The organism is Stenotrophomonas acidaminiphila (assembly GCA_002951995.1).
In the GTDB taxonomy this organism is placed as follows: domain Bacteria; phylum Pseudomonadota; class Gammaproteobacteria; order Xanthomonadales; family Xanthomonadaceae; genus Stenotrophomonas; species Stenotrophomonas acidaminiphila_A.
On record CP019797.1, the window covers coordinates 1,588,270 to 1,600,984 of the forward strand.

General features: G+C 70.5%; 8 protein-coding genes, 2 tRNA genes and 2 pseudogenes. 6 read left to right on the top strand and 6 right to left on the bottom strand.

Going from position 1 to position 12,715, the window contains the following annotated elements; genetic code table 11:
- The first annotated feature begins 24 nt into the window (after positions 1-24).
- From B1L07_07065 to B1L07_07080, 4 genes and pseudogenes are all read left to right on the top strand, one after another.
- The gene (locus B1L07_07065; protein ID AUZ54894.1) at positions 25-1,323 is read left to right on the top strand and encodes an argininosuccinate lyase; all 1,299 of its coding nucleotides are present in this window, start codon (positions 25-27) and stop codon (positions 1,321-1,323) included.
- Positions 1,324-1,547: 224 nt separating this feature from the next.
- Complete coding sequence (locus B1L07_07070) at positions 1,548-1,817, top strand: hypothetical protein (GenBank protein AUZ54895.1); 270 nt, start codon at positions 1,548-1,550, stop codon at positions 1,815-1,817.
- 4 nt (positions 1,818-1,821) lie between these two features.
- Positions 1,822-2,973 carry a glutamate 5-kinase gene (locus B1L07_07075; GenBank protein AUZ54896.1) on the top strand — a complete coding sequence of 384 codons (1,152 nt, stop codon included), beginning with the start codon at positions 1,822-1,824 and terminating at the stop codon, positions 2,971-2,973.
- 61 nt (positions 2,974-3,034) lie between these two features.
- Positions 3,035-4,281 (top strand): annotated as a pseudogene (locus B1L07_07080) (glutamate-5-semialdehyde dehydrogenase).
- A gap of 90 nt (positions 4,282-4,371) precedes the next feature.
- Here B1L07_07080 and B1L07_07085 read toward each other — a convergent pair.
- The 6 genes from B1L07_07085 to B1L07_07110 form a co-directional block, all read right to left on the bottom strand.
- Positions 4,372-5,586 (bottom strand): MFS transporter, encoded by a 1,215-nt coding sequence (locus B1L07_07085; protein ID AUZ54897.1) that lies wholly within the window; start codon positions 5,584-5,586, stop codon positions 4,372-4,374.
- Positions 5,587-5,740: 154 nt separating this feature from the next.
- A tRNA-Pro gene (locus tag B1L07_07090) sits at positions 5,741-5,817 on the bottom strand.
- Positions 5,818-5,980: 163 nt separating this feature from the next.
- Positions 5,981-6,057 (bottom strand) — tRNA-Pro (locus B1L07_07095).
- A 60-nt stretch (positions 6,058-6,117) separates the two neighbouring features.
- Entirely contained in the window at positions 6,118-6,228 is a 111-nt protein-coding gene (locus B1L07_07100; protein ID AUZ54898.1) for a cyd operon protein YbgT, read from the bottom strand.
- Positions 6,229-6,253: 25 nt separating this feature from the next.
- Positions 6,254-7,405, bottom strand: a complete 1,152-nt coding sequence (locus tag B1L07_07105) for a cytochrome d ubiquinol oxidase subunit II (GenBank protein ID AUZ54899.1) — start codon at positions 7,403-7,405, stop codon at positions 6,254-6,256.
- Between the two features lie 15 nt (positions 7,406-7,420).
- Positions 7,421-8,989 carry a cytochrome d terminal oxidase subunit 1 gene (locus B1L07_07110; protein ID AUZ54900.1) on the bottom strand — a complete coding sequence of 523 codons (1,569 nt, stop codon included), beginning with the start codon at positions 8,987-8,989 and terminating at the stop codon, positions 7,421-7,423.
- Between the two features lie 257 nt (positions 8,990-9,246).
- On the opposite strand from B1L07_07110, the pseudogene B1L07_07115 reads away from it, so the two are divergent.
- Together B1L07_07115 and B1L07_07120 are read left to right on the top strand one after the other, a co-directional pair.
- Positions 9,247-10,889: pseudogene (locus tag B1L07_07115) on the top strand (thiol reductant ABC exporter subunit CydD).
- Complete coding sequence (locus tag B1L07_07120) at positions 10,886-12,574, top strand: thiol reductant ABC exporter subunit CydC (GenBank protein AUZ54901.1); 1,689 nt, start codon at positions 10,886-10,888, stop codon at positions 12,572-12,574. Before B1L07_07115 ends, B1L07_07120 begins: the two are co-directional and overlap by 4 nt.
- The last annotated feature ends 141 nt before the right edge of the window (positions 12,575-12,715 follow it).

Sequence of the window (12,715 nt, forward strand, 5' to 3'; positions counted from 1 at the left end):
CACGCCCATTCCGAGAGATTTCCGATGACCAACCTGTTGTGGCAGAAACCCGGCGTCGCGGTGGACGCGAAGATCCAGGCCTTCCTCGCCGGCGACGACGTGATCCTGGACCGCGAGTTCTTCCTGCACGACATCCAGGCAAGCACCGCGCATGCCGAAGGCCTGCAGCATATCGGCATCCTGTCGGCCGACGAGCTGGCCGCGCTCAAGCGCGAACTGGTGCTGCTGGCCGAGGATTTCCGCAGTGGTGCGTTCGTGCTGGATGAGCAGTACGAGGACTGCCATTCGGCGATCGAGGCGCGCCTGACCGAGCGCCTGGGCGATGCCGGGCGCAAGATCCACACCGGCCGCAGCCGCAACGACCAGATCCTGGTCGCCACCCGGCTGTGGCTCAAGGAAAAGCTGGCACGGGTGGCGGAGATCAGCCGCGAGGTGGCGAAAGTGGCGCTGGACCGCGCCGTCGCCGAACAGCAGCAGCCGCTGCCCGGTTACACCCACATCCAGCGCGCCGTGGTGTCCTCGGCCGGCATGTGGTGGGCGGGCTGGGCCGAGGCCTTCATCGACAACGCGGTGCGCGCGGCCGATACGCGCCGGTTGCTCGACTGCAATCCGCTGGGCACGGCGGCCGGTTACGGCGTCAACCTGCCGCTGGACCGCGAGCACACCACGCGTGCACTGGGGTTCGCGCGCATGCAGGTCAGCCCGATCTACGCGCAGCTGTCGCGCGGCAAGTTCGAGCTGGCCGCGCTGGAGGCGCTGGGCGGGGCGACCCTGGACCTGCGCCGCATCGCCTGGGACCTGTCGCTGTTCACCACCGGCGAGTTCGCCTTCGTGGCGCTGCCGGCGCAGTACACCACCGGCAGTTCGATCATGCCCAACAAGCGCAACCCGGACGTGATCGAGCTGATGCGCGCCACCCACGCCAGCGTCGCCGCCGCGCGTACCGAGATCGAGCAGCTGCTGTCGCTGCCGTCGGGCTACCACCGCGACCTGCAGGCGTCCAAGGGCGCGATCTTCCATGGCTTCGGCCGCGGGCTGTCGGCGCTGGAGCTGCTGCCGGCACTGTTGTCCAACCTGGACTGGCGCGACGACAACATCCGCGCCGCCATCGATTCGGGCATGTATGCCACCGACGTGGCGGTCGAGGCGGCACTGGCCGGCGTACCGTTCCGTGACGCCTACAAGGCCGCGGCCGCGGCGGCGGACACGGCCGGACAGGGGCGCACGCCCGAAGGCAGCCTTGCCGCGCGGGTGTCGCCGGGCGCGGCCGCCGACCTGCGGCTGGACGAACTGCAGGCGCGCTGGGCGGCATTGCAACCGTAGGTGCCGGGCTCGCCCGGCACGGGGTTTGGCCGTGAAGACCGCATGCGGGGCAAGCCCCGCATCTACGTTGCCGTGTAGGTGCCGGGCTTGCCCGGCACGGGGTTTGGCCGGAAAGGCATGCGGGGCAGACCCGCATCCACGTGCGATTGCCGGTTGGTTGGAAACGAAAGCATCCCCCACATCTGCCGCGCGGCAGTGCAACATCCGCGACGGGACTTCGTGTCATGGAGAACAACGTGAAGCTGTACCTGGTGATGGCCCTGCGCAAGCCGACGTTTGACGCGGGCGTGATCGAACCGCACAAGGCGTTCCTCGATGCGCTGCGCGCGCAGGGGCGGCTGCACCTGACCGGCGGCTTCGGCGACGGCAGCGGCGGCGCCTACGTGTTGTGCAACGTCGACGACCTGGCGCAGGCACGTGCCATCGTCGCCACCGATCCGCTGGTCCTGCAGGACTGCTCGGACCTGACCGTCCATGAATGGAACACGCGTTGAGCCCATGAACGACACCGCGCCTTCGCCGTTCGCCGAGCAGCCGCTGCCGCCGTGGCGGCGCGCGGTGCTCAAGGTCGGCAGCAGTCTGCTGGCCGCCGATGGCGGCGGCCTGACCCCGCGCTTCGCGCTGGGGCTGGCGCAGTTCGTCTCGGCCAACCTGGTGGCCGGCCGCGAGGTGGTGATCGTCTCCTCGGGCGCGGTCGCCGCCGGCCGCGCGATCGTGCCGAAGGTGGCCGAGGCCGGCGCGACCATGGCCGCGCGGCAGGCGCTTGCCGCGCTCGGCCAGGCGCAGCTGATCGCCCTGTGGCAACGCTTCTTCGAGCGCCCGGTGGCGCAGGTGCTGCTCACCCACGACGACCTGCGCAACCGCCGCCGCTACCTCAACGCGCGCGCCACCCTCAACGAGCTGCTGGCGCTGGGCGCGTTGCCGGTGGTCAACGAGAACGACACCGTTTCGGTGGACGAGCTGAAGCTGGGCGACAACGACAACCTGGCGGCCATCGTCGCCGCGCTGGTCGATGCCGACGCGCTGTTCATCGCCACCGATATCGACGGGCTGTACACCGCCGATCCGCGCCGCGACCCGCAGGCGCGGCCAATCGACGAGGTCGTCGAACTGAACGCCGCGGTGATGGCGATGGCCGGCGGCAGCGGCAGCGCGGTCGGCACCGGCGGCATGTTGACCAAGCTGCAGGCCGCGGCCAAGGCCGGCGCCGCCGGCATCGATACCTTCCTGTTCAACGGCCGCAGTGGCGAGGTGGTACGCGGCCTCGCGCAGGGCCGGCTGCGCGGCACCCGGCTGCACGCGGGGCGCTCGCGCATCGCCGCGCGCAAGTACTGGCTGCGGCATGCGCCGGTCGAGCCGGGGGCGATCCTGGTCGACGCGGGTGCGGCGCGTGCGCTGCGCGAGAACGGCGCCTCGCTGCTGCCCGGCGGCGTGGTCGATGCGCTGGGCGAGTTCCGCCGCGGCGACATGATCGAAGTACGGGTGGACGGCGAGGGCGGTGCGTCCTGCGTGGCGCGTGGCATCAGCCAGTACTCGGCACTGGACCTGCGCCGCATCGGCCGCCGCCACACCCGCGAGATCGAGGCCATCCTCGGCTACACCTATGGCGACAACGTGATCCACCGCGACGACCTGGTGCTGCTGCCATGACTGCGCCGGCCTACGCCCGCGGCAGCTGGCACCGGTCCGCATCCTCCCGGGAGCAGTACGCATGACCGACATCAAGACCCTCGCCGAGCAGTGCCGCGACGCCTCGCAGGTGCTGGCGCGCCTTTCCAGCGATGCACGGTGCGCACTGCTGGCGTCGATGGCCGATGCGCTCGATGCCGATGCCGGCGCCATCCTCGCCGCCAATGCGCGCGACCTGCAGGCCGCGCGCGACAAGGGCGTGGGCACGGCGATGCTCGACCGGCTCGCCCTGGACCGGCAGCGCCTGGCCGGCGTGGCCAACGCCCTGCGCGAGGTTGCCGCGCTGCCGGATCCGGTCGGCCAGGTGACCCGCGACGACACGCGGCCCAACGGCATCCGCGTGCAGAAGGTGCGCGTGCCGCTGGGGTGATCGCGATGATCTACGAGGCGCGCCCGAACGTGACCGCCGACGCCGCGGCGCTGTGCATCAAGGCCGGCAACGGCGTGATCCTGCGCGGCGGCTCGGAGGCGATCCATTCCAATACCGCGATCGCCGCCGCGCTCAAGCGTGCGCTGCGCGGGGCCGGGGTACCCGATGCCGCGCTGACCCTGGTGGAGGACCTGCGCCGCGAGACCATGCTGGAACTGCTGCAGCTCAACGACATCGTCGACCTGGCGATCCCGCGCGGTGGCGAGGGCCTGATCCGCTTCGTCGCCGAACATGCGCGGGTACCGGTGATCAAGCACTACAAGGGCGTGTGCCACCTGTACGTGGACGACAGCGCCGACCTGCAACTGGCGCTGGGCCTGCTGGTCGACGGCAAGGTGTCGCGTCCGGCGGCGTGCAATTCGCTGGAGACCCTGCTGGTGCATGCCGACATCGCGCCGCGCTTCCTGCCGCTGGCGGCCGACGCGCTGCGCGCACGCGGGGTCGAACTGCGCGGCGATGCCGCCACCCGCGCGCTGGTCGCCGGCGTGGCGCCGGCGGACGAGGCCGACTACGCGGCCGAGTACCTGGACCTGATCCTGGCGATACGGGTGGTCGATTCGCTGGATGCGGCGATCGCCCATGTCCGCCGGCATACTTCCGACCACACCGAAGTCATCGCCACCGGCGACCCGGCCCACGCCGACGCCTTCGTGCACGCGCTGCGCTCGGCGGTGGTGATGGTCAACGCCTCGTCGCGCTTCTCCGACGGCGGCGAACTGGGGCTGGGCGCGGAAATCGGCATCTCCACCACGCGCCTGCACGCCTACGGCCCGATGGGCCTGGAGGCACTTACCGTGGAGCGTTTCGTGGTGCGTGGCGACGGCCAGGTCAGGGGATGAAAGCCAGGAACCCGTGAGGCGCAGCCAGGAACGAGGCAGGGTCCATCCCTGCTTCTGCGTCCTCTCGTTCCCCGTTCCCCCAACGGCTTCCTAGCTCCAATGGTCCTCGAGCTGCTGTGGCTTGCACGCGAACCATGCCGCGACCAGCAGCACCAGTGAACACAGCATCAGGAAGGCGAACGACCCGGCCCAGCCGCCGCTGAGGCCATGCAGCCAGCCGAACAGCAGTGGCCCGAGGCAGGCCAGGCTGTAGCCCACGCCCTGCATGAAGCCCGACAACGCGGCCGAGCCGGCGGGGGTGCGCGTGCGCAGGTTGATCAGGGTCAGCCCCAGCGGGAACGTCGACGGGCCCAGCCCGGCGATCACCACCCACAGCCACGGCGCCTGCATTGGTGCCCACAGCAGGCCGGCGAAGGCGACGGCATTGAGGCCGACCACCAGCATCGCGATCGGGAACGGATTGCGCATGCGCACCGCCAGCGCCGGCACCAGCAGCGACGGCAGCAGGCCGATGGCCGAATACAGCGCGACCATGACCCCGCCAAAGGCCTCGCTCGCGCCGGCCTCGACCATCACCTTGGGCAGCCAGGTGAACAGCGAATAGGTACCCAGCGACGTCATGCCGAACATCAGCGCCATGCCCCAGCCCAGCGGGGTCTTCCACACCCGTCCCGGCGCGTGCGCCACGGCGGCGTCCGCGGTGTGCCGGGGCCGCGGCGTGCGCCGCGCCAGCAACACCCAGGGCAACAGCGCGGCCAGCGACAGCAGCGACCACATGCCCAGCGAGACGCGCCAGTCGAAACGGTCGGCCACCGGCACAGCGAGCAGTGCGGGGACCATCGTGCCGGCCTGCAGCACGGTGATGTAGAGCGTGCTCAACGTGCCGACGCGGTCGGCGAAGTAACGCTTGACCAGCGGCGGCACCACCACGTTGCCGATGCCCATGCCGGCCAGTGCCACCGCCGAGCCGGCCAGCAACATGCCGACGCCGCCGGCGCTGGCGCGCAGCAGCAGGCCGGCGGTGGCCAGCAGCATGGTCAGTACCGCGGTGCGTTCCAGTCCGACCCGGCGGATCAGGCGCGGCGTGCCCAGGGCGAATGCGGCGAACGCGGCCGTGGGCATCATGCCGAGCACCCCGGTCATGGTGCTGCCGAAATCGAACAGGTGGCCCAGGCGGTCCAGCAGTGGCGTCAGCGAAGTGACCGCGCTGCGCAGGTTGGCCGCCACCAGGATGATGGCGGCGAAGGCGAGCAGGCGGCCCTTGAACAGCGAAGGCCGTGGTGCCGTGGACGCGGGATTGGACATTGCGTGGCTCCGGCGCGGACAGGACGCGACCGCGCGGTCCGCGGAATGACGAAAGGAACCGCCGGGAGTGGTTCCCGGCGTCGCCGCGCGATGGCGCGGCGGGTTCGCAAGGGCGAAAAGACAAAAGCCGGCACAAGGCCGGCTTCTGTCGAACTGGTCGGGGAGACAGGATTCGAACCTGCGACCTCTACGTCCCGAACGTAGCGCTCTACCAGACTGAGCTACACCCCGAAGGAGCCGCCTATGATAGCGGCGAGGCAGGGTGCGTGCAACTGTTTTCATCGCCGCCGCGGGGCTGTCGCCAGGCGTCCGGCACCGTGCCCGGCGGCGGCGCTTGGCCCACGAAAAAGCCCGGCCGACGTTGCCGTCGGCCGGGCTTGCGTGTTTCGACCTTTGGTCGGGGAGACAGGATTCGAACCTGCGACCTCTACGTCCCGAACGTAGCGCTCTACCAGACTGAGCTACACCCCGCGAAGGAGGCGGAAAGATACTCCCCGGCACGCATTCTTGCAATACCGCGGGCGTGTTTTCCTATCGCTTTTCTTCGATCCTGCGCTGTTCGCGGGCTTCGAACCACATGCCGTTGAGGATGGCGGCGGTGGAGGCCAGGCCGACGCCGAGAATCCAGGCGAAATACCACATGGGGGAACTCCTTGGTGTGTCGTTGTCAGTAGGCGTTGGGGTTGTCGCCCATTTCCTGCAGCGTGGTCTTGCCCTTGAGCACGCGGTACACCCAGATGGTGTAGGCGATGACGATGGGCAGCAGCAGCACCGTGGCCAGCAGCATGATCCACAGGGTCAGGTGGCTGGACGAGGCATCCCAGGCAACCAGGCTGGAGCCGGGCTGGCTGGAGGACGGCAGCAGGAACGGGAAGGCCGCGAAGCCCACGGTGAGGATGATGCCGGCGATCGACGTACCCGAGGCGATGAACGCAAGTCCACCGCGGCGCCTGCGCAGCAACACCGCCGCGGCGAGCGCGCCGAGCAGGCCGGCCGCCGGCGCCAGCAGCGTGGCCGGCATGCTGGAGTAATTGTGCAGCCAGCCACCGGCGGCGGTGATCTCCACGCTCTTGAGCAGCGGGTTGCTGGCGCCGTCGGTGACCAGCGGCGAGGTGATCGCATAGCCGGGCAGGCCCAGCGCCACCCACGCGCCGCCGGCGGCGAACAGCACGAAGCTGACCAACGCGGCGATGCTGCCCAGGCGAGCGGAGCGTTCGGCCACCGGGCCGTCGGTCTTGAGCACCAGCATCGACGCGCCGTGGGCGACCAGCATGGCCACGCTGAGCAGGCCGGCCAGCAGGGCGAACGGGGTCAGCAGGCCGAAGAAGCTGCCGGTGTAGAACACGCGCTGGCTGTCGTCGAAGTGGAACGGCACGCCGAGCAGCACGTTGCCCACGGCCACGCCCATGATCAGCGCCGGCACGAAGCCGCCGATGAACAGCGCGCGGTCCCAGTTGTCGCGCCATGCCTGGCTCTGCAGCTTGCCGCGGTACTTGAAGCCGACCGGGCGCAGGATCAGCGCGAACAGGATCACGAACATCGCCAGGTAGAAGCCGGAGAAGCTGACCGCGTACAGCGGCGGCCACGCGGCGAAGATCGCGCCGCCGCCCAGGATCAGCCACACCTGGTTGCCTTCCCATACCGGGCCCACCGTGTTGATCACCAGCCGGCGTTCCTCGTCGGTCCTGGCCACGAACGGCAGCAGCGTGCCCACGCCCAGGTCGAAACCGTCCATCACCGCGAAACCGACCAGCAGCACGCCCAGCAGCAGCCACCAGATCACGCGCAGCGTGGTGTAGTCCAGAAGAATGAAATCCATGAGTGTGCTCCTGCCTCAGGCCTGGCCGGCGGCATGGTGGGAAACGGACGGCTGCGGCGCGGGCAGGGCGTCGCCCGGGCCCTTGTGGATGGCCTTCAGCATCAGCTTGATCTCGATGATCATCAGTACCGTGTACAGGGCCACGAACCCGGCCAGGGTCAGCACGATCTGGTGCAGGGCCAGGCCCGAGGCGGCGTAGAAGGTGGGCAGCACGCCTTCCACCGCCCACGGCTGGCGCCCGTACTCGGCGATGAACCAGCCGCATTCGATCGCGATCCACGGCGCCGGCAACGTCCACAGCGCGATCTTCAGGAAGGTGCGCTTGTCCTGGAAGTTGTGGCGGCAGGAGTAGTAGAACGCCACCGCGAAGAAGGCGATCAGGTAGAAGCCAAGGCCTGCCATCACCCGGAACGTCCAGAACAGCGGCAGGACCCGCGGCACGGTATCCATGGCCGCCTGCGAGATTTCCTGCGGCGTGGCGTTGAGGATGTCGTCGCGGTAGCGCTTGAGCAGCAGGCCATGGCCCAGGTCCTGCCAGTGCCGGTCGAACATTTCCCGCGCCTCGCGGTCGTTCTTGTTGGCGCGGATGCGTTCCAGCGCGCCGTAGGCCAGCTGGCCGCCGCGGATGCGGTGTTCGGCGCGCTCGACCAGCTCCAGGATGCCGGGGATCGGCTGGTCCAGCGAGCGGGTGGCGATCAGCCCCATCAGGTAGGGAATCTTGATCGCGTAGTCGTTCTGGTGGGTCTGCTGGTTGGGAATGCCGAAGGCGGTGAAGTCGGCCGGGGCGCGCTCGGTCTCCCACATCGCCTCGATGGCGGCCAGTTTCATCTTCTGGTGCTCGTTGGCGGCATAGCCGCTCTCGTCGCCGAGCACCACCACCGACAGCGAGGACAGCAGGCCGAACGCGGCGGCCACCGCGAACGAGCGGCGGGCGACGTCATGGTGGCGGTTGCGCAGTAGGTAGAAGGCGCTGATCGACATGACGAACACCGCGCCGGTGACGTAGCCGGCCGACACCGTGTGCACGAACTTGGCCTGCGCCACCGGGTTGAACAGCACCGCCATGAAGTCCACGACTTCCATGCGCATGGTTTCGGGGTTGAACACCGCCCCGACCGGGTTCTGCATCCAGCCGTTGGCGATCAGGATCCACAGCGCCGACAGGTTGGTGCCCAGTGCCATCAGCCAGGTCACGGTCAGGTGCTGGACCCTGCTCAGGCGGCCCCAGCCGAAGAAGAACAGGCCGATGAAGGTGGCTTCCAGGAAGAACGCCATCAACCCTTCGATGGCCAGCGGCGCACCGAAGATGTCGCCCACGTAATGGCTGTAGTAGGACCAGTTCATGCCGAACTGGAACTCCATCACGATGCCGGTACCCACGCCCATGGCGAAGTTGATGCCGAACAGCACACCCCAGAACAGCGTCATCCGGCGCCAGACGTCCTTGCCGGTCATGACATAGACGCTTTCCATGATCGCGATCAGGAACGAAAGCCCCAGCGTGAGCGGGACGAAGAGGAAGTGGTACATCGCGGTGAGCGCGAACTGCAGCCGCGACAGTTCTACGACGGTCGTATCGATCATGGCCTGGCTACCTTGCGGATTGCGTGCATCATGGGGGAGTGAAGGGGGAGTGGTCGTGAATTTTCAATAATGAATGGTGATCCCGCCCTTGACCTGGATCAATGCGACATGGCGTCGCAGCGGTGAACGTGCCGCGCGCGCGGATGCGATCATGCACGTTCCGGCGAATCGATTCCCTCCTGCAGGTTGCCCGTCTTGAGTGAAGTTTCCCCCCGGCCGACGCCGCCCGCCAACGGCGCCGCCGGCACCAGCAATGGCTGACCGCGCTGGCCGGCGCGGCGCGCGGGCAGCAGCGGGTCGCGGCGCTGGCCGCCTGCCTGTCCGGCGCCCTGCTGGTGGCGCAGGCCGGGGCGATAGCCTGGCTGATCCAGGCCGTGCTGGTCGAACACCGTCCGCTGGCATCGCTTGCGCAGGTGTTCGCCGCGCTGGCGCTGGTCCTGCTGCTGCGCAGCGCGCTGGGCGGGCTGGCGCAGAAAGCGGCCGGCGAAGTGGCCGACGCCGCGCGGCTGGCGTTGCGCGAGCAGGTCTACCGGCGCCTGCTCGGCCGCGGGCCGCTGTGGCTGCGGCGCCAGCGCAGCGGCGAGCTGGGCGAGCTGCTGCTCGCCCATGGCGATGCCATCGAGGGCTACTACGCCGGGTTCCAGCCGGTCCGGGCCGAAGTGATGGTGGTGCCGCTGCTGATCGTGGCGGCCGTGGCCTGGGTCGACTGGACGGTGGCGCTGATCCTGCTGTGCACCGGGCCGTTGGTGCCGGTGTTCATGATGCTGGTGGGGCTGGGCGCCGAAGCCGCCGGCCGCGAGCAGCTGCAGGAGCTGGCGCGCATGGGCGGGCACTTCGCCGACCGCATCAAGGGGCTTGGCCTGTTGCGCCTGTATGGGCGCGGCGAGGACGAGCTGGCCGGCATCGCCACCGCGGCCGAGGGCGTGCGCGTGCGCACGATGAAGGTGCTGCGCATCGCCTTCCTGTCATCCACCGTGCTCGAGTTCTTCGCCTCGGTGAGCGTGGCGATGGTGGCGCTGTACCTGGGGCTGAGCTACCTGGGGATGCTGTCGCTGCATGCCACGGTGCCGACGCTGGGCGCGGGCGTGTTCTGCCTGCTGCTGGCGCCGGAGTTCTATGCGCCGCTGCGGCGGTTGGCCGCGCATTACCATGACCGTGCCAACGCGCTGGCGGCCGCTACCGAGGTCGAGCGCCTGCTCGACGGCGGCGACCCGACGGCGGCGGATGCCACCGCGCCCGCGCCGCCCGCGCGGGTGCCGGAACCGGCGCAGGCGCGGGCGCCGCTGCTGGTCGCGTCGTCGCTGGTGCTGCGTCCCATCGGCGCGGGTCATGACGTGGTGGCGGATTTCTCGCTGGACATCGATGGCGGGCAGCGCCTGGCGCTGGTCGGGCCCAGCGGCAGCGGCAAGAGCACCGTGCTGGAGGCGCTGGCGGGCTGGCTGCCGCCGCGGGGGGGCGCATCGTGCTGCGCGACGGCGCGCGCGTGGGTTACGCCGGGCAGCGCCCGTACCTGTTCCACGGTTCCATCGCCGACAACCTGCGCCTGGCCGACCCGGGCGCCAGCGACGCGCGGCTGCGCGCGGTGGCCGAGGCCGCGCAGGTGATGCGCTTCGCCGCACAGTTGCCGCAGGGGCTGGATACGGTGATCGGCGAGCGCGGTTTCGGCCTGTCCGGCGGCGAGGCCCGCCGCATCGGGCTGGCGCGGCTGCTGCTGCGTGATCCCGACCTGCTGCTGCTGGACGAGCCCACCGCTTTCCTGGATCCACGGACCGAGGCCGACCTGCTGCAGTCGCTGGCCTGCTTCACCCGTGGCCGTGCGGTGCTGATGGCCACCCACAGCGCAGCGGCGATGCAATGGGCCGATCGGGTGGTGCGGCTGGATGAGGCGGTGCGCGCATGAGCGGCGGCGATTCCCTGCGCGCGGTGTTCGCCCGGCATCGCGGCCGCCTGTTGCTGGCGGTGATGCTGCTGCTGGTGACGATGCTGGCCGGCGTCGGCCTGCTGGGGCTGTCCGGCGGGTTCCTGACCGCCGCGGCGCTGGCCGGGGCGCTGGGCGCCGGCGCCACCTTCAACTTCTTCTCGCCGTCGGCGGGGATCCGCGCATTGACCTTCGTGCGCATCGTCTCGCGTTACTTCGAGAAGCTGGTCGGCCACGACGCGACCCTGCGCATCGCCCGCGACCTGCGGGTCTGGTTCTTCCGGCGCGCGTTGCCGCTGGCGCCGGCGCGCCTGGGCGGCACGCGCACCGGCGAACTGCTGGCGCGGTTGATGTCCGACATCGGCGAAGTGGATGGCCTGCTGGTGCGGGCGGTGGGGCCGCTGCTGGCGCTGGCCGGCATCGCGCTGGCCAGCATCGCCGTGGCCGCCAGCATCCATTGGCCCGCGGCCGCGCTGTTGCTGCTGCTGTCGCTGCTGGTCGGCATCGGCGTGCCGTTGCTGGCCGTGCGCCGCGGCGATGCCGGTGAGGCCGCGCGCGCGCGGCATCGTGCGCGGCTGCGTACGCTCGCCTACGAAGGCCTGGAGGGCGCGGCCGACCTGGCCGCGCTGGAGGCGCGCGACGCCTGGTGCGCGCGCGTCGACGCCGCCGCGCGCCAGCTTGGGGGCGACGACCACCGCCGCCGCGGCCGGCTGATCGCCGGCAACATGCTGCACTCGGCCTGCGCCGGGCTGGGCCTGCTGGCGATGCTGTGGCTGGCGCTGTCCGCCTTCCAGGTCGGCAAGGTGACGGCGCCGCTGGCCGCCACGTTGGTGTTCCTGACCGTGGCACTGCTGGAAGTCGCCGCCGGCTGCGGGCTGGCCTGGCAGGCGCTGCAGTCGGCACGCGTATCGGCCGGACGGCTGCAGGCCATCGTCGACCAGCCGCCCTCGGTATCCGACCCGGCGCGGCCGCGCCCGCTGCCGGCACCGCCGGCCACGCTGTCGTTCGAGCAGGTGGTGTTCGCCTGGCCTGGCGAGTCCCGGCGCCTGCTCGATGGCATCGACCTGCAACTGCGGCCCGGCGAACGCATCGCCATCGGTGGTGACAGCGGTTGCGGCAAGACCACGTTGTCGGCGCTGTTGCTGCGCCTGTGGGATCCGCAGGCGGGCGCGGTGCGCTGGGGCGGGGTCGACCTGCGCGACGTCGCCCAGGCCGATTGGCACCGGCATGTCGCGTGGCTGCCGCAGGGCGCGCCGGTGTTCGCCGGCAGCATCGCCGACAACCTGCGGCTGGGCCAGCCGCTGGCCGACGACGCACGGCTGTGGGCGGTGCTCGAACAGGTACGGCTGGGCGACTGGGCGCGCCGCCAGGGCGGGTTGGCGGCGTGGGTCGGCGAGAACGGCGCCACCCTGTCCGCGGGCCAGGCGCGGCGCCTGGCGTTGGCGCGTGCGCTGCTGCGCGACGCGCCGTTGATGGTGCTGGACGAGCCGACCGAAGGCCTGGACGTGGATACCGCCGACGCGCTGCTGGTCGACATGGCGGCCGCCCTGGGCCCGCGCAGCCTGCTGATGATCACCCACGGGCATCTGCCCGATGGGGTAGTGCACCGCCAGTACCGGTTGCAGCGCGGGCGCCTGTTGCCCGTGGACGGCGCGGCGCAGGGCTGAGGCCGGCGCAGGGGTCGCGCCGGCCAGTACCGCCGGCGCGCCGCGGGGCGCGCGCGACATGTCGCTCTGTGGCATACCGTGGCATGCCGTGGCGGTCTTGCGCGGCACGCCGCGCGGAGGGATGACCGGCGCCCTGCGCAT